The 16,513-nt window shown below is 71.2% G+C and carries 9 protein-coding genes; 6 read left to right on the top strand and 3 right to left on the bottom strand.

Annotation, left to right across the window (positions count from 1 at the left end; all coding sequences use genetic code 11):
* The first annotated feature begins 382 nt into the window (after positions 1 to 382).
* Positions 383 to 1,609 (top strand): flavohemoglobin expression-modulating QEGLA motif protein, encoded by a 1,227-nt coding sequence (locus ABE505_RS15890; protein WP_346445474.1) that lies wholly within the window; start codon positions 383 to 385, stop codon positions 1,607 to 1,609.
* 4 nt (positions 1,610 to 1,613) lie between these two features.
* Here the strand turns inward: ABE505_RS15890 and ABE505_RS15885 are convergent, their stop codons facing one another.
* The gene (locus ABE505_RS15885) at positions 1,614 to 4,742 is read right to left on the bottom strand and encodes a diguanylate cyclase (protein WP_346445475.1); all 3,129 of its coding nucleotides are present in this window, start codon (positions 4,740 to 4,742) and stop codon (positions 1,614 to 1,616) included.
* Between the two features lie 86 nt (positions 4,743 to 4,828).
* Here ABE505_RS15885 and ABE505_RS15880 point away from each other — a divergent pair, with 86 nt between their 5' ends.
* Positions 4,829 to 5,467 (top strand): response regulator transcription factor, encoded by a 639-nt coding sequence (locus ABE505_RS15880; protein ID WP_346445476.1) that lies wholly within the window; start codon positions 4,829 to 4,831, stop codon positions 5,465 to 5,467.
* A 121-nt stretch (positions 5,468 to 5,588) separates the two neighbouring features.
* On the opposite strand, the gene ABE505_RS15875 is transcribed toward ABE505_RS15880, so the two are convergent.
* Positions 5,589 to 8,207 carry a PAS-domain containing protein gene (locus ABE505_RS15875; RefSeq protein WP_346445477.1) on the bottom strand — a complete coding sequence of 873 codons (2,619 nt, stop codon included), beginning with the start codon at positions 8,205 to 8,207 and terminating at the stop codon, positions 5,589 to 5,591.
* 50 nt (positions 8,208 to 8,257) lie between these two features.
* Positions 8,258 to 9,424, bottom strand: a complete 1,167-nt coding sequence (locus ABE505_RS15870) for a porin (protein WP_346445478.1) — start codon at positions 9,422 to 9,424, stop codon at positions 8,258 to 8,260.
* 174 nt (positions 9,425 to 9,598) lie between these two features.
* On the opposite strand from ABE505_RS15870, the gene ABE505_RS15865 reads away from it, so the two are divergent.
* The 4 genes from ABE505_RS15865 (at position 9,599) to ABE505_RS15850 (ending at position 15,922) form a co-directional block, all read left to right on the top strand.
* Positions 9,599 to 10,954, top strand: a complete 1,356-nt coding sequence (locus ABE505_RS15865) for a dicarboxylate/amino acid:cation symporter (protein ID WP_346445479.1) — start codon at positions 9,599 to 9,601, stop codon at positions 10,952 to 10,954.
* A 47-nt stretch (positions 10,955 to 11,001) separates the two neighbouring features.
* Positions 11,002 to 12,018, top strand: coding sequence for an alpha/beta hydrolase (locus ABE505_RS15860; protein WP_346445480.1), 1,017 nt, complete (start codon positions 11,002 to 11,004; stop codon positions 12,016 to 12,018).
* 38 nt (positions 12,019 to 12,056) lie between these two features.
* Entirely contained in the window at positions 12,057 to 13,535 is a 1,479-nt protein-coding gene (locus ABE505_RS15855; RefSeq protein WP_346445481.1) for a porin, read from the top strand.
* Between the two features lie 101 nt (positions 13,536 to 13,636).
* On the top strand, positions 13,637 to 15,922 hold the full coding sequence (locus tag ABE505_RS15850; protein WP_346445482.1) for an NADP-dependent malic enzyme: 2,286 nt from the start codon (positions 13,637 to 13,639) through the stop codon (positions 15,920 to 15,922).
* Positions 15,923 to 16,513 lie beyond the last annotated feature (591 nt).

Below are 16,513 nucleotides of genomic sequence, written 5' to 3'. Positions count from 1 at the left end.
GTGTTGCAGCGCTGTGCTCCCTCCCCCGCGTGCGGGGGAGGGTTGGGGTGGGGGCGAACGGCCGAGAGGGCGCGTCGTTTGGATGTCGGGAACGCCCCGGCCCCCACCCGCCGCGCGACGCGCGGCGACCTCACCCCGTAAGCGGGGGAGGTGCCGCGATCTTCGGCATTGCGGCGCGGTGCTCTCTCCCGCACGCCGGGATGGTGCCGCGATCTTCGGCATTGCGGCGCGGTGCTCTCTCCCGCGCGCCGGGATGGTGTCGCGATCTTCGGCACTGCAGCGCCGTGCGCCCTCCCCCGCGTGCGGGGAGGTGGGAATGCGGACGCCCCGAACCGACCGCGCTGCATTGCTACAGTGGCCGCGCTGCGACCAGGAGCTGCCGATGCCCGATGCGATCGCCCATCACGCTGCGCTCGATGCGCGCATGGTCGCCGCCGCGCGCGGGATCCGGCTGCTGGGATTGGCGAGCTGGGCACCGGACACCCAGCAGCGGTTTCTCGCTGCGTTCGCGGCCGGGCGCCGTGAGATGCCGGAGGTCGTCTACCCCTCGCTCGACTTCGCGCAGGCGCGGCGCGAGCTGGACGCAGTCGCGGCGGCGGCCGATGCCGAGCATCCGCTGGGCGCGTATCTGGTCGAATCGGCGCAGGCCTGGGACGTCGCCGCACGCTTGCTCGAGGCGCTGGGCACCGGGGCGGTCACCGCACATGCGGTCGCGCTGTACGGGCGCCCCGACGCGTCGTTGCCGGGCGGGGCGCTGACGACCTGCGATGCGGCGCGGCATTTCCTTCGGATCGCCGATGCCTACGATCCGGCCCTGCTGGGCGAGGCCGATGACCCGACGGTCGATGCGGCCACGCTGCAGGTGCAGCTCCAGGGGGATCTGGATGCGTACTTCGGCGCGCGCGTGGTCGAGGTCGAGCGCGATGCCGGGCTGATCGCCAAGGCCGCCGCCGGCGCCTATCGGCTGCGGCTGCGCGCCGATGCGCGCTACTCGCCGCACGACCGTGCCCAACTGCTGCAGCACGAGGCCTTCGTGCATTCGTTGACCGCCCTCAACGGCCGCGCGCAACCGGTGTTGCCGAGCCTGGCGATGGCCGCACCGCGGACCACCGCGACCCAGGAAGGGCTGGCGGTGTTCGCCGAGCAGATCACCGGCAGCCTCGACATCGCCCGCATGAAGCGGGTCAGCCTGCGCACCGAGGCGATCGCGCGGGCGCTCGATGGGGCCGATTTCCTGCAGGTGTTCGACTATTTCCACGCCGCCGGACAAGCCCCGGCCGAGAGTTTCGCGTCGGCGCAGCGGGTGTTCCGCGGCGTGCCATTGAGCGGCGGCCATGCCTTCACCAAGGACACGGTGTACCTGCGCGGGCTGATCGACGTGCACACCTTCTTCCGCCAGGCGCTGGCGCAGCGCCGGCTGCCGCTGTGCCGGCAACTGTTCGCAGGCAAGATGACCCTGGACGACGTGCACCGGTTCGCGCCGCTGTTCGAGGCCGGCGTGCTGCAGCCGCCGCGCTGGTTGCCGCCGTGGCTGGCGCGCGCCGGCGGGCTGGCGGGGATGCTCGCGTTCTCGCTGTTCGCCAACCGCATCCGGCTCGATCAGCTGTAGACGCTCAAAGCCCGAACGTCGGCAGCGCGGCGGTCGAATGCAGGCAGCGCACGCTCTCGCTCAGATCGGCCGGGTCGGCGCCTGCGAACAAGGCATGCAGTTGGTGCCGGCGGGGCGTGGCGGTCGGCGCCAGGCCCACCCAGGCATCGCGCCCGGCGGCCTTGGCCGCGTACAGGCAGCGATCGGCCAGTGCGCACGTCTGCTGCCAGTCGCCGAGCGACGGCCACGCGGACGAGAACGGCCAGGGCGCGAAGCCGATCGAGCAGGTCAGCGGCAGCGGCGCACCGTGGGCCAGCGTCACCGGCTCGGCCGACACCACGTCGCGGATCCGTTCGGCCAGGCGCGCCGCGGCCTCCGGCCGGTCCAGGCGCGCGGCCAGCAGGAACTCTTCGCCGCCCCAGCGCACCAGCAGGTCGTCGGCCCGGCACAGCCCGCGCAGTCTCTGCGCGAACTGCACCAGCACCGCATCGCCGGCCTGGTGGCCGCGGGTGTCGTTGATGCGCTTGAACGCGTCGATGTCGAGCATGAAGAAGTACAGCGCATGGTGCGGCGTGCCGGCGGCGGCCGGGACGCTCACGTGTTGCGCCGCGCGTGCGAGCCAGTCCTGCAACTCGCGCCGGTTGGCCAGGCGGGTCAGCGGATCGAGCCGGGTCGCCGCATCGAGTTGCGCATTGCTCAACTGCAGTTGCCGGTTGGCCTGCTCGAGCTGGGCGGTGCGTTCGGCGATGGTGCGGTCGAGCAGTTCGGCGCGCTCGCGCTCGCGATGCACCGCGCGCCGTGCCCGCCACACGAACAGCGCCAGTGCGCAGGCCGCGAGCAGCGCGTAGGCCGCGTACGCCAGCGGATGGCGCCAAGGCGGTGGCGGCATGGTCATCTCCAGCACCCGCGACGGGCCGAAGGTGCCGTCGCGGCCGGCGGCCTGGACCTCCAGCCGATAGCGGCCGGCGGGCAGGTGGTTGAGCGAGACCTCGGTGCGCGCCTGGTGCGGGTACAGCCAGCCGACATGCAGGCCCTCGACCCGGTAGCGCAGTTGCGCCGCGCCGGGGGCGAGGAAGTCGATCGCGGTCATGCCGATCGTGAACACGTCGTCCTCGTCGTCGAGCGCGATCTTCGTCGCATAGACGATGTCCGTCTCACTGGCGCGGCGCGCCTCCGGATCGCTGCGCCGGCTCAGCAACTGCAGGCCGGTGAGCACGGGCCGCGCCGGCGCGCTGCGCCGTGGCAGCTGCATCGGCGCGATCACGTCCAGCCCCAGCGTGCCGCCGAAGTACAGCAGGCCGTCCTCGTCCTGGAACGCCGAGCCGCTGTTGTACTCCTGGTTGCGCAGGCCGTCGCGCCGGCCGAGGTTCTGCACGATGCCGTTGTCGTGGTCGACCACGCTCAGGCCCAGGTTCGTGCTCACCCACAGCCGTCCGCCCGGATCGGGCAGGATCCGGTAGACGACGTTGTTGGTCAGCCCGTCGCGATCGGTGAGCGCGGTCGAGGCGCCGGTGGCGCGGTCGATGCGGTACAGGCCGCCGCCGAAGGTGCCGGCCCAGATCGCGCGGTCATCGGCATGGATGGCCCACACCGCGCGGTGCAGACCCGCGCCGGTGGGCTGCAGGCGCGCGAACGTATCGCCGCGCAGCCTCCACAATCCGCGTGTGCTGGTCCCCACCAGCAGGCTGCCATCGATGTCGGGATACAGCCGGGTGACCACGCTGCCGTCCACCGCGGCCACACGCGGGTCGGCCACCGCATGGCCGCGTTCGAACCGCTGCAGCCCGCCGCGGGTGCCGACCCACAGCGTGTCGCCCTGGCGCAACAGCGCATCGATGCGCGGATCGCGCAGGCCGGTGACCTGCACGATGCGGTCGTCGTGGTGCAGCCGGTACAACCCCGACAGCGTCCCGACCCACCAACCGCCGGCACCATCGGCTGCGAGCGCGCGCACCGAATGGGTCGCCAGCGTGGTCACTGCGCGCCATGGCCCCGCACCATCGCGCAGGTGCAACCCGGCATCGGTGCCGACCAGCATCCGCGCGCCGTCGCGCGCGACCGCGCGGATGCTCGGGCTCGGCCAGTCGTGCATCTCGCCCAGGCCCGCGCCGTCGTGGCGGATCACCGACGACAGCGGACGCGCCCGGTACAGGCCCGAGGTGTAGGTCCCGATCCACCACGCGCCCGAATGCCCCTGATGGAAGCGGGTGATCGCACTGCGCGGCGGCTGGTCGAAGCGCAACTGCTGCGGGCGGTCGCTGCCGGGTGCGAGCTGCACCACGCCGCCATGGGCGAAGCCGATCAGCAGCCGGCCATCGTCGAGCCGGATCATCGCTGTCGGCCGTGCGGTACTGGCGCCCAGCGCGGTCATCGGCCAGTGGCGCAGGACTGCGCCGCTCAGATCGAGCCGGTGCAGGCCGGCATCGGAGGCGACCCACAGCCCCTCGGGACCAGCCTGTAGCGCCACGCAGCGGCGTGCGTCCGACAACGCGGGCAGCGCGTGCAGCCCGTCGGCGTCCACCGTCCACAGCCCGCAGTCGGCATCCAGGCCGACCGGCTGCGGACGCCCCGGCGCCTTGATCAGGCCGACGATCTCGCCGGTCGCACCCAGCGGCCGGACCGTAGCGACCGCCGCATCGACGTGGTCGATCCCCGCCTCGGTGCCTACCCACGCGCCGCCGTCGGGATCGAGCAGGATCTCGGTGACGCGCGTGTGCGACAGCCCCGCATCGACATCCACCCGCCGCCGCGTCCAGGTCGGCAGGTGCACCACCTCCAGGCCGGCGTCGTCGGTGCCCAGCCACATCCGCGTGGTGGACGCCTCGAACGCCAGGCTGTCGATCCCGCTGCTCGCCAGGCCCGCCTCGCCGGGCGTGTCGTCGGTGCGGTAGGTGCGGAAGCGGTGGCCGTCGAACCGGTTGAGCCCGTCTTGGGTGGCGACCCACAGAAAGCCTTGATCGTCGCCGCTCATCGACGAGACTGTCAGTTGCGACAGCCCCTCTTCGAGGCCGTAGACCTCCAGGCTCAGCGAGGGAGTGTGCTGGGGCGCCTGCGCGCAGACGCCGGCAGGCACCAGCGCGGCGAGCAGCGTGGCGAGCGCGCCACGCCAGCGGCGGCCCGCGCGCGTGCGGAGGATGTGCGCGACGGTATGCACCTTGATGGCGACTCCGGCTCCCGATCGTCCCGATCGTCCATTGTGCCCTCGAAAGCACCGCCCGACGGACATGCCAGACTGTAGCGATGGAGACTCCGACGATTCTGGTCGCCGACGACCACCCGCTGCTGCGCGCCGCGGTCCTGCACGCACTGCGCGATGGCCTGGGCGAGATCCGCGTGGTCGAAGCCGCCAGCGCCTCGGCCGTCGAGGCCGCGCTGCCGGCCCATCCGGACATCGAACTGGTGCTGCTCGACCTGGCGATGCCCGGCGCCCGCGGCCTGTCGACGCTGGTCTGGCTCCGCGGCGAGCGGCCCGAACTGCCGGTGCTGGTGATCTCGTCCAACGACCACCCGCGCACCGTGCGCCGGGTGCAGCAGTTCGGCGCCGCCGGCTTCATTTCCAAGTCGGCGCCGGCCGAATCGATCGCCCAGGCGGTCGCGGCCGTGCTCGATGGTGGCAGCTGGTTCCCGCCGCTGACCGCCGAGCGCTCGGAAGCCGATGCCCAACTGGCCAGCCGCCTGGCCCAGCTCACGCCGCAGCAGGTGCGGGTGTTGCTGTGCCTGGCCGACGGCCTGCTCAACAAGCAGATCGCCCACCAGCTCGGGTTGGCCGAGAACACCGTCAAGGTCCATGTGACCGCGATCCTGCGCAAGCTCGAATGCCACAGCCGCACCCAGGCCGCGGTGCTGGTCAAGGCGCTCGAACGCGACGACGAGGCTTAGATCGGCGCGGCCCGCGTGGCCAAAGCGTTACAAGCCCTCCCCCGCATGCGGGGCGCGCGTGGCCAAGGCGTTCTAAGCCCTCCCCCGCATGCGGGGGAGGGTTGGGTGGGGGCCACCGCGCTCAATGCCCCCGCAAACGCATCTGCATCATCAGCGCCCGCAGCGCCGGCGGCCGCACCGGCTTGGAAAGGAAGCCATGGCCGGCCTCGCGCGCCTGCGCGCGCAGCGCCGGATCGGTCTCGCCGGTGATCACGATCACCAGCGGCACCGCACCCCAGCGCTCGCACAGCGTGTCCAACAGCGTCGGGCCGTGGTGTTCGCCCATGCGCACGTCGAGCAGCACGATGTCGGGCGCCTGGCCGTGCATCGCGGCGGCGAGCGCGGCGTGCGGGCCGTCGGCCAGCAGCACATCACACTCCCAGCGCTCGAGCAGCAGGCGCGTCGCGGCGCAGACCTGCGGCGCGTCGTCGACCACCCACACGCGGCAGCCCCGCAAGGGCGCGTCGTCGTCGTCGGCCTCCGGCACGGGCACCGGCGCGGCGTCGCCTGGCGCGACTCGCGGCACCGTGACCGAGAACACGCTGCCCACGCCCGGTTGCGAGCGCAGGTCGATGCGATGGCCCAGCAACCGCGCGATGCGCTCGACGATCGACAGTCCCAGGCCGACCCCGCGGTCGTCGCCACCGCCGTCGTCGAGCCGGCGGAACTCCTCGAAAATCTCGCGCTGGCGGTTGGGCGCAATGCCCGGGCCGGTGTCGTGCACCTCGATGCGCAGCGACGTACCGACGCGCCGGCAGCCGAGCAGGATGCGGCCGTGCGCGGTGTAGCGCACCGCGTTGGACAGGAAGTTCTGCACCAGGCGGCGCAGCAGCACCGGGTCACTGCGCACCCAGGCGTGCGTGGGCACCGCGTCGAGCTGCAGGCCGCGAGCCTGCGCCAGCACGCCGGCCTCGCGCGCCAGCGCCTCGAGCACCGGCCCCAGCGGCACGTCGTGCACGTTGGCCTGCAACGTGCCCGATTCCAGCCGCGAGACATCGAGCAGGCTGGTCAGGATGCCGTCCTGCGCCGACAGTGCGCTCTCGATGCTGTCGACGATCGTGCGTGCCTCCGCGCTCGGCAACCGGGCACGCAGCGCCGAGACGAACATGCGCGCGGCGTTGAGCGGCTGCAGCAGGTCGTGCACCGCGGCCGCGGCGAACCGGCCCTTCTGGCGGTTGGCGGCCTCGGCCTCGCGGCGCGCCTGCTCCAGGTCCGCGGTGCGCTCGGCGATGCGCTGTTCCAGCGCGTCGGCCAGCGTGCGCAACTCGCGCGCGGTGGTCTTGTAGGCGGTGATGTCGGCGTAGCTGGTGACGAAGCCGCCATCGGGCAGCGGATTGCCCCGGATCTCCAGCACCGTGCCGTCGCTCTTCTCGCTTTCGCGCGCATGCGGCTTGCCGCTGCGCAGGTGGTCGAGCCGACGCTCGATCGCTTCTTCAACCGGCCCCGGACCGAGCAGGCCGCGCCGCGCGTTGTAGCGGAACACGTCCTCGATCGGCGTGCCCACGCGCACCAGATCGGCCGGGAAGCGGAACAGTTCGATGTAGCGCGCGTTCCAGGCCACGATGCGCAGCCGCGCGTCGATGATGACCACGCCCTGCGGCAGGTGCGCCAGCCGGCGGCTCAGCCCGGTATCGGCCTCCTGCGCGGCGGCGACCAACCCGTCCTTGGCGGTGCGCAGTTCCTCGGCGTGCTGGCGCACCAGGGTCTCGAGCTCCTCGCGGCTGCGCCGACGCAGCGCCCCCAGGCGCAGCCGCTGCTGCGCGAACAGCACCACGAACACCAGTGCGATCCACGACACACCGGCGATGCCGGCCCACTGCCAGGCCGCGACCGCGACCGGCGTTGCGTCCTGCAGCAGGTGCAGGGTCCAGTCGGTGTCGGCCAGCGGCGTGCGCTGCCACACCCAGCGCCCGGGCATCGCCGGGTTGTCGATGCGCGCCAGCGCATCGTCGCCGATCGTGCCGACGAACGGACGCAGCGGCTGGCTGCCGTACTGCCGCGTGGCCTCGAGTTCGGCGCGCGCGCTGCCCGTGAGCGGGGCGAGCAGCCGGTAGCGCCATTCGGGCCGGCTGGCGAGAAACACCACGCCATGCCGATCGCTGGCCAGTACCACGCTACCGGCGTGCGGCCAGCGCTCTTCGTACTGGGTCAGCTCGAGCTTGATGACGATCACGCCGACCGCGCGGCCGTCCGCGTCGCGCAGCGCCTCCGACAGGAAATAGCCCGGCACGCCGGTGGTCACGCCGATGCCGTAGAAGCGCCCGCTGCCCTCGCGCAGTGCCTGCTGGACATACGGGCGGAAGGCGTAACGTTCGCCGACATTGCTGCCCAGCGTGCGCCAGTTACTGGCCGCGATCGCGGTGCCGTCGGCGCCGATCAGGGTCAGCGTGGAGGCCTGCGCGGTGCGGTTGGCTTCCTCCAGCCGTCGGTTCAGCCGCTCGCGTGTGGGCGCGTCCACGGACGCTGCGACGGCGGCGCGCAGGTCGGGATCGAGCGCCAGCAACTGCGGCAGTGCGCGGTAGCGCTCGATGCGCTGGTCCAGCGCCTGTGCCTGCAACTGCAATTGCTGCTGCGCCAGCGCGGTCTGCTGGCGCAGCGCATTGTGGCCGCCGAGCCGATGGCCCAGTACGGTCGTCGCCACCAGCCCGCCGATCGCGATCGCGGTCCAGAGCAGGCGGCGGGCACGGGGCGGGGATCGCATGGGGCGAGGTTAACGGCCGACGTGTCGCGAGTTCGCGACGCGTCGCTCGCTCAGAACTGCACCTGCGCGCGGAACTCCACCGCATCGGGCGAGGTCGAGCGGCCGCCGCGGGTCGCATGGGCGCGCACGTAGTTGGCCTGCAGCTTGAAATGCGAGGTCAGGTACCAGTTGGCGCCGAACGTCCAGTCGTGCTGGCGGCCGCCGGCGATCGGGCCGTCGTCGAGATCGAGCGTGCTGTAGCGCGCCGCCAGCTCCACTGCGCCGTAGCCGTGCGCCGGCTTGGGGTTGGCGACGTTGCCGGCCGAGTACGGCCGGTGCTCGCCGGTGATCAGCCAGCTGCCGGCCAGGTAGCCGCCTTGGGCGCGATAGTCGGGCAGGCCGCCGTCGCGGGCGATGTCGGCGCGCAGCAGTTCGCCCTGCAGCGAGACCGGCCCGCGGATCCAGATGCCTTCAAGGCCAGTGCGGCGGATGTGATCGACCGGTGTCAGCTCGCCCGAGTCGACCAGGCGCACCGGCGTCAGCCCCGCGCCGGGCCGCGCGCGCAGGCGCGCGGTGGGGGCGAAGCGATCGCCGCGCCCGTCGGTCCAGGCCTCCGGGTTCTCGCGCGAGGCCGCCAGCCCCAGGTGCAGCACGTCGCCGTCGGCCTTGCGCGGCGTCCACACCGCACGCGCGGCCACAGTCTGGCCGTGATTGTCGCCGTGCAGGTCCTGGCCGGCGTAGCCGCCGACCTGGAACAGCGCGGCCGGCTGCTCGTAGGTCCACTCCACACCGGTCCGCCGGCCCTGGTAGATCGCCTGGATCGGCGCAGCCAGTTCCATGAACGTGCCGGCGCGCGAGGCGGTCACGCCCTCCAGCCCTACTGGCACCTTCATGTAGCCCACGCGCAGCGTGCCCAGGTCGCGGCCCAGGAATGCCTGGCTCTCCACACGCACGAACACGTCCAGCCAGGTCCTGGATTCGAAGTCGAAATAGACCATCGCATCCCAGACGCCGGCCTTCTTGGCCGTCGCGCCGAACTCGCGGCGGCGCAGTCCGTCATCGTCGACCAGGTGCGGGTCGCCGCTGAAATCCACCGTGTCCCAGGCGAAGTTCGCAGTGGCCGCGACGTGGGTGCCGTCGCCGAAGGTGTAGCCGGTCGGCCAGTCGTCGAACGCGCGGGCGAACGCGGGGGACGTGCCGGCGGCGAGCGCCAGCAGCAGCGGGAGGGTGAGGCGCATGGGGGAACCTCGTGGGCACAGGGCGCGGGTGGGCCGGGCAGTCTAGGCAGTGCGCCGGGCGGATGCACGCGCCGCATAACACCAATGCGCTATCGGCGGATCCGGCGTGCGGGCGTACAACACAGCCTCGCCGAGCGCCCGCATGTCGACGGACGCGCCAACCGGATCCTCCGCATGCACGCCATTCCCGCCGCCACGCCGGCCGCTCCGCGGTTGCCGTGGTATCGCCAGTTGTACGTCCAGGTGCTGGTCGCGATCGCGCTGGGCGCGCTGCTCGGCCACTATTCGCCGGCCTTCGCCGAGCAGCTCAAGCCGCTGGGGGACGCATTCATCAAGCTGGTCAAGATGATCATCGCGCCGGTGATCTTCCTGACCATCGTCACCGGCATCGCCGGCATGACCCAGCTGCGCACCGTCGGGCGGGTGTTCGCCAAGTCGATGGCCTACTTCCTGTGCTTCTCGACGCTGGCGCTGGTGGTCGGCATGGTCGTCGCGCACGTCGTGCAGCCCGGGGCGGGCATGGACATCGACCCGGCCACGCTCGACACCGCCGCCGTCCAGGGCTACGTGCAGAAATCCCACGAGCTGACCCTGACCGGCTTCCTGCTCGACATCATCCCCGGCACGCTGGTCAGCGCGTTCGTCGACGGCAACATCCTGCAGGTGCTGTTCATCGCGGTGCTGTTCGGCATCGCACTGGCGCTCACCGGCGAGAAGGGCCGCCCGGTGCTGACGTTCCTCGAAGCGCTGACCACGCCGGTGTTCAAGCTGGTGCACATCCTGATGAAGGCCGCGCCGATCGGTGCCTTCGGCGCGATCGCCTTCACCATCGGCAAGTACGGCCTGGCCTCGCTGGTCAACCTGGCCTGGCTGGTGGGCACGTTCTATGTCAGCTCGCTGCTGTTCGTGCTGGTGATCCTGGGCGCGGTGGCGCGCGGCTGCGGCTTCTCGGTGCTCAAGCTGATCCGCTATCTGAAGGCCGAACTGCTGCTGGTGCTGGGCACCTCGTCCTCGGAATCGGCGCTGCCCTCGCTGATGGAGAAGATGGAGAAGGCCGGCTGCAAGAAATCGGTCGTGGGCCTGGTCGTGCCGACCGGCTACTCGTTCAATCTCGACGGCACCAACCTGTACATGACCCTGGCCGCGCTGTTCATCGCCCAGGCCACCAACACCGAACTCACGCTGTGGCAGCAGGTCACGCTGCTGCTGGTGGCGATGCTCAGTTCCAAGGGCGCGGCCGGCGTGACCGGCGCCGGCTTCATCACCCTGGCGGCCACGCTGTCGGTGGTGCCCACGGTGCCGGTGGCCGGCATGGCGTTGATCCTGGGCATCGACCGCTTCATGAGCGAATGCCGCTCGCTGACCAACTTCATCGGCAACGCGGTCGCGACGGTCGTTATCGCGCGCTGGGAGAATGCGCTCGACCGCGACGCCCTCAACGCCGCGCTCGACGGCACACCGGCGCCGGTGATGGCCGCGCCCGATCCGGCGGCCGGCCCCGGCGACCGCGAGGTCCTGGCGCTCGACTGACCGCCGCACGTCGCACCATCCACATGCACCACCACGGGAGGGGATCCATGACCACACACCGCTGGGCCGGCACCATCGCCGGCCTGTTGTTCGCCTGCACCGGCATCGCCCAGGCGCAGACCGGCCCGCAGACCGTGCCGCTGTGGCCGGCCGGCCACCTGCCGACCAGCGTCACCGGCCCCGAGCAGGTCGGCAACGAGGGCAGCGCGCTGGGCGCGGTGACCCGCATCGCCGAGCCGCGTATGGAGATCTACCGGCCGGCGCAGCCCAACGGCACCGCGGTGCTGATCCTGGGCGGCGGCGGCTATTTCCGCATCCAGGTCGGCACGGCCGCCACGCCGATGGCGCAGTGGCTGGCCTCGATCGGCACCACCGCCGCGGTGCTGTACTACCGGCTGCCCGGCGACGGCTGGCCGGCGGTCGCGCCGTTCCAGGACGGCCAGCGCGCGCTGCGCGTGCTGCGCAGCCAGGCCGGGGCGCTGGGCATCGACCCCGAGAAGATCGGCGTCATGGGCTCGTCGGCCGGCGCCAACCTGGGCGGCATCCTCGCTACGCGGTTCGACCACGATTTCTATCCCGCACTCGACGCCACCGACCGCGTCTCGTCACGGCCGGACTTCCTGGCGATGCTTTATCCGGTGGTGTCGCTGCAGGCGCCGCTCGACACCACCCGCTCGCGCCGCGAGCTGGGCACGCAGTCCGACGCGGTCGCTGCCTACTCGGTCGAATCGCACGTGCGCGCCGACATGCCGCCGGTGTTCCTGGTGCATGCCGCCGACGACCCGATCGCCGATGTCGGCCACAGCCTGACGATGTTCAACGCCACCCGCGCCAAGGGCGTGCCGGCCGAGATGCATATCTTCGAGCGCGGCGGCCACAGCTGGGGCCTGGGCCGGCCGGGCGCGCTGGTCGCGCAGTGGCCGCGTCTGTTCGCCACCTGGGCGCGCAGCCACGGCTTCATGCAGGGCGCGCCAGTGTCGTTGCAGCCGTTGCTCGGCAATACCGCACCTGTCCCGGCCGCCGACGTGCCGGACGAGGACATCGACGACGCGGACGGCGACTGACCGCCGCGCCCACGCCACCATCCCGGGGAGGGACACACATGCATTCATTGCGCTTTGCGGCACTCGCTGCCGCCATCGGCCTTGCCCTCGGCACGGCCGCCTTCGACGCCACCGCCCAGGACGAGGCCGCGCTGCGGACGCTCGTCGAGCAGCAGGCCCAGATGCTGCAGGCCCAGGCCGCCCAGCTCGAACAGCTCAACGCGCGCCTGGCCGCGCTCGAGGCCGATCGGCCGACGACCGCCGTGGCCACGGCGCCCGCGGCTGCGTCCACGACCGACGCGCAAGTCGCCGCGGCCGTCGCCGACACCCGCCAGGACGACCTGGCGATCCTGCAGGCGCAGGTCGCACAGCTGGCCGCCAGCGGCGGCACCGGCGGCGGCAACACCAGCTGGCGCCGCGGCGGGCCGGAGTTCCGCAACGGCGACCGCAGCTTCACCTTCCACCCGCGCGGCCGGGTGATGATGGATTGGTCGTCGACCAACGGATCGAAGTTCGCCGATCGCAACATCGGCGGCACCGAGATGCGCCAGGTGCGCCTGGGCGCCGAAGGCACCATCGGTGCGCTCGGCTACAAGATCGACGCCGACTTCGCCGATAACGACGTCAGCATCAAGGACGCCTATCTGTCGTGGGACACGCGCCTGGGCAACCTGCCGGCCGAGTTCTACATCGGCAACAAGCTCAAGGACCGCGCGATCGATTCGAGCACCACGCTCACCCGCACGCCCTTCATGGAGCGCAATGCGGTCGCCTCGATCGGCGCGCCCAACAGCGGCTACTTCGGCCTGGGCGCGCAGATGAAGCTCATCGGCCAGAACTGGCACTACAGCCTGGGCTTCACCGGCGACGACATCGGCAACGCCGGCGCGCAGAGCGACTCGCAGACCGTCACCACGCGCGTGCACTGGAACCCGATCAAGCGCGCGCAGGGCTTCTTGCACCTGGGCGGCTGGGCCGTGTACGAGGACTTCGGCAGCGACGTGACCAGCATCAACAAGGTCCCGCGCATCGCCTCGAGCTTCAACGACAACGTGCGCGTGTCCGCCAGCTCGATCGCCGGTGTCAGCCACGAGACCATCTGGGGCGCCGAGCTCGGCGGCACCTGGCGCAGCGGCTGGGCGTTCGCCGAATACGCCGAGCGCACCATCGCCTCGCGCACCGCCGACGACTTCACCCAGAAGGCGACCTCGGTCTACGCCGGCTGGCTGCTCACCGGCGAAAAGCCCGGCTTCAGCGCCCGCTCCGGCGTCTGGGGCACCACTCGCGTCGCACGACCGGTCACCGACGGCGGCATCGGCGCCTGGGAACTGGCCGCGCGCTTCGACCGCTTCGACTTCACCGACGCCCGTCGCGGCGGCGAGGGCGACGCCTGGACCCTGGGCGTGAACTGGTACCTCAACAACTGGTCGCGGCTGATGCTCAACTATGTGCACTGGACCACCGACAACCAGGTCGGCAGCTATCGCGGTCCGGACTCGGGCAACACCGTCAACGTCCGCGCCCAGGTCGTGTTCTGACCTGCGCGATGCGCACCATCCGCCCGCGTCGGGTCCGACGCGGTCGCGGGGGGTAGAATCACGGGCCTGCCCCCGCTTCCTTAACAGCCAAGACCAATCTGATGTCCAACGACGATTTCCGCCAGGCCGCCCTCGACTATCACCGCCTGTCGCCGCCCGGCAAGATCACCGTCAGCGCGACCAAGCCGATGCTGACCCAGCGCGATCTCGCCCTGGCCTACTCGCCCGGGGTGGCCTACGCCTGCGAGGAGATCGTCAAGGACCCCAACGCCGCCAGCGAGCTGACCGCGCGCGGCAACCTGGTCGCGGTCATCAGCAACGGCACCGCGGTGCTGGGCCTGGGCGACATCGGCGCGCTGGCCGGCAAGCCGGTCATGGAAGGCAAGGGCGTGCTGTTCAAGAAGTTCGCCGGCGTCGACGTGTTCGACATCGAGGTCGACGAGCGCGACCCCGACAAGCTGGTGGAGATCATCGCCAGCCTCGAGCCGACCTTCGGCGGCATCAACCTCGAGGACATCAAAGCGCCGGAGTGCTTCATCGTCGAGCGCAAGCTGCGCGAGCGGCTGAAGATCCCGGTGTTCCACGACGACCAGCACGGCACCGCGATCATCGTCGGCGCGGCCATCGTCAACGCGCTGGAAGTGGCCGGCAAGCGCATCGAGGACGTCAAGCTGGCGACCACCGGCGCCGGCGCGGCCGGCATCGCCTGCCTGGACATGCTCGTCGCCCTGGGCCTGAAGCCCGAGAACATCCTCGCCTTCGACCGCGACGGCGTGATCCACACCGGCCGTACCGACCTCGACCCTGCCAAGGCGCGCTACGCGCGCGACACGCCTGCGCGCTCGCTGGCCGAGATCGTCGCCGGCGCCGACGTGTTCCTCGGCCTGTCGGCCGGCGGCATCCTCAAGCCCGAGATGGTCGCCACGATGGCGCCCAACCCGGTGATTCTGGCGCTGGCCAACCCGTACCCCGAGATCATGCCCGAGGACGCCAAGCGCGTGCGTCCGGACGCGATCATCGCCACCGGCCGCTCGGACTACCCCAACCAGGTCAACAACGCGGTCTGCTTCCCCTACATCTTCCGCGGCGCCCTGGACGTGGGCGCCACCGGCATCAACGAGGCGATGAAGCTCGCCTGCGTGTACGCCATCGCACAGCTCGCCAAGGAAGAAGCCAGCGACCTGGGCACCGCGTACGGCGAGGAAATCCCCAGCTTCGGCGCCGAATACATCATCCCGCGCCCGTTCGACCCGCGGCTGCTGACCATCGTCGCCCCGGCTGTCGCCCAGGCCGCGATGGCGTCGGGCGTGGCGCTGCGCCCGATCGAGGACATGGACGCCTACCGCGAAAAGCTCGGCCAGTTCATTCACCGCACCGGCCTGGTCATGAAGCCGGTCTACGACCGCGCCCGCGGCGACCGCCAGCGCGTGGTCTACGCCGAGGGCGAGGAGGAAATCGTGCTGCGCGCGGTGCAGACCGTCGTCGACGAAGGCCTGGCGACCCCGATCCTGATCGGCCGTCCCGATGTCATCGACATGCGCATCAAGCGCCTGGGCCTGCGCCTGGTCGCCGGCCGCGACTTCGAACTGACCAACATTAACGACGACCCGCGCTTCAACGAGTACTGGCAGCACTACCACGCCATGACCTCGCGCCGCGGCGTCACCCCCGACTCGGCCAAGAACCTGCTGCGCTCGCGCCCGACGCTGATCGCCGCGATCATGGTCGAGCGCGGGGAGGCCGACGCAATGATCACCGGCATCGTCGGCCGCTTCCACAAGAAGCTCGGCTACGTGCGCAGCGTGCTGTCGCTCGACCCGGGCCTGCAGAGCACCTCGGCGATGACCGGCGTGGTCAACGACCAGGGCCTGTGGTTCTTCGTCGACACCCACGTCCAGCCCGACCCGACCGCCGAGCAGATCGCCGAGAGCACCATCCAGGCCGCCTACCGCCTGAAGCTGTTCGGCATCGAGCCGAAGATCGCGCTGCTCTCGCACTCCAACTTCGGCAGTCACGACGACCCCAGCGCCCGCAAGATGCGCGAAGTGCGCGAGATCCTCGCGCGCCGCGCCCCGCGGCTCGAGTGCGACGGCGAAATGATGGGCGACACCGCCTGGGACGAATCCCTGCGTCGCCGCATGCTGCCCGACACCACGCTCAGCGGCCGCGCCAACCTGTTCGTGTTCCCGAACATCGACGCGGCCAACATCACCTACAACATGATCCGCGTGATGACCGGCGGAGTGGCCTTGGGCCCGATCCTGATGGGCGTCAACAAGCCCGCCCATATCCTCACGCCCTCGGCGACCCCGCGCCGCGTGGTCAACATGACCGCCATCGCCGCCGTCGACGCCCAGATCCGCAAGGCCCAGCAACAGGGCGCCTGACCGGCAGTTCACCTCCCCCGCATTGCGGAGGAGGTCGGCACGCAGATCGCACAATCAGTCACCTCCCCCGCACCGCGGGGGAGGTCGACACGCACATCGCACAATCAGTCACCTCCCCCGCGCCGCGGGGAGGTCGGCACGCGTCGCGTGCCGGGTGGGGGCATGGGCTTTCAGCGGAGTGAAGCTTCGCGAGTAACACCGCAGAAAGCACCCCCATCCCAGCCTTCCCCCGCAAACGGGGGAAGGCGCCAAACGCACCGCGCGATCAGTCACCTCACGCGTACTGCGGGGAAAGTGGGCACGCACATTGCGCAACCAATCACCTCCCCCGCCCCGCGAGGGAGGTTGGCACGCAGATCGCACAATCAAGCACCTCCCCCGCACCGCGGGGGAGGTCGGCACGCGTCGCGTGCCGGGTGGGGGCATGGGCTTTCAGCGGAGTGAAGCTTCGCGAGTATCAGCGCAGTAAGCGCCCCCATCCCAGCCTTCCCCCGCAAACGGGGGAAGGAGCCAAGCACATCGCACAATCAAGCACCTCCTCATCGCACACGCCGCTGCGTCGTGCGGCCCGCCGCGCGTCGCCAAACCCTG

This window comes from Luteimonas sp. TWI382, from assembly GCF_039674545.1.
Lineage (GTDB): Bacteria > Pseudomonadota > Gammaproteobacteria > Xanthomonadales > Xanthomonadaceae > Luteimonas.
This window is presented reverse-complemented; position numbering and strand designations above follow the sequence as displayed.

Excerpts from the sequence above, each read along its gene's own strand:
- ABE505_RS15860 (WP_346445480.1), top strand. The coding sequence starts at position 11,002 with ATGACCACACACCGCTGGGCCGGCACCATCGCCGGCCTGTTGTTCGCC.
- ABE505_RS15865 (WP_346445479.1), top strand. The coding sequence starts at position 9,599 with ATGCACGCCATTCCCGCCGCCACGCCGGCCGCTCCGCGGTTGCCGTGG.
- ABE505_RS15875 (WP_346445477.1), bottom strand. The coding sequence starts at position 8,207 with ATGCGATCCCCGCCCCGTGCCCGCCGCCTGCTCTGGACCGCGATCGCG.
- ABE505_RS15855 (WP_346445481.1), top strand. The coding sequence starts at position 12,057 with ATGCATTCATTGCGCTTTGCGGCACTCGCTGCCGCCATCGGCCTTGCC.
- ABE505_RS15890 (WP_346445474.1), top strand. The coding sequence starts at position 383 with ATGCCCGATGCGATCGCCCATCACGCTGCGCTCGATGCGCGCATGGTC.
- ABE505_RS15850 (WP_346445482.1), top strand. The coding sequence starts at position 13,637 with ATGTCCAACGACGATTTCCGCCAGGCCGCCCTCGACTATCACCGCCTG.
- ABE505_RS15880 (WP_346445476.1), top strand. The coding sequence starts at position 4,829 with ATGGAGACTCCGACGATTCTGGTCGCCGACGACCACCCGCTGCTGCGC.
- ABE505_RS15870 (WP_346445478.1), bottom strand. The coding sequence starts at position 9,424 with ATGCGCCTCACCCTCCCGCTGCTGCTGGCGCTCGCCGCCGGCACGTCC.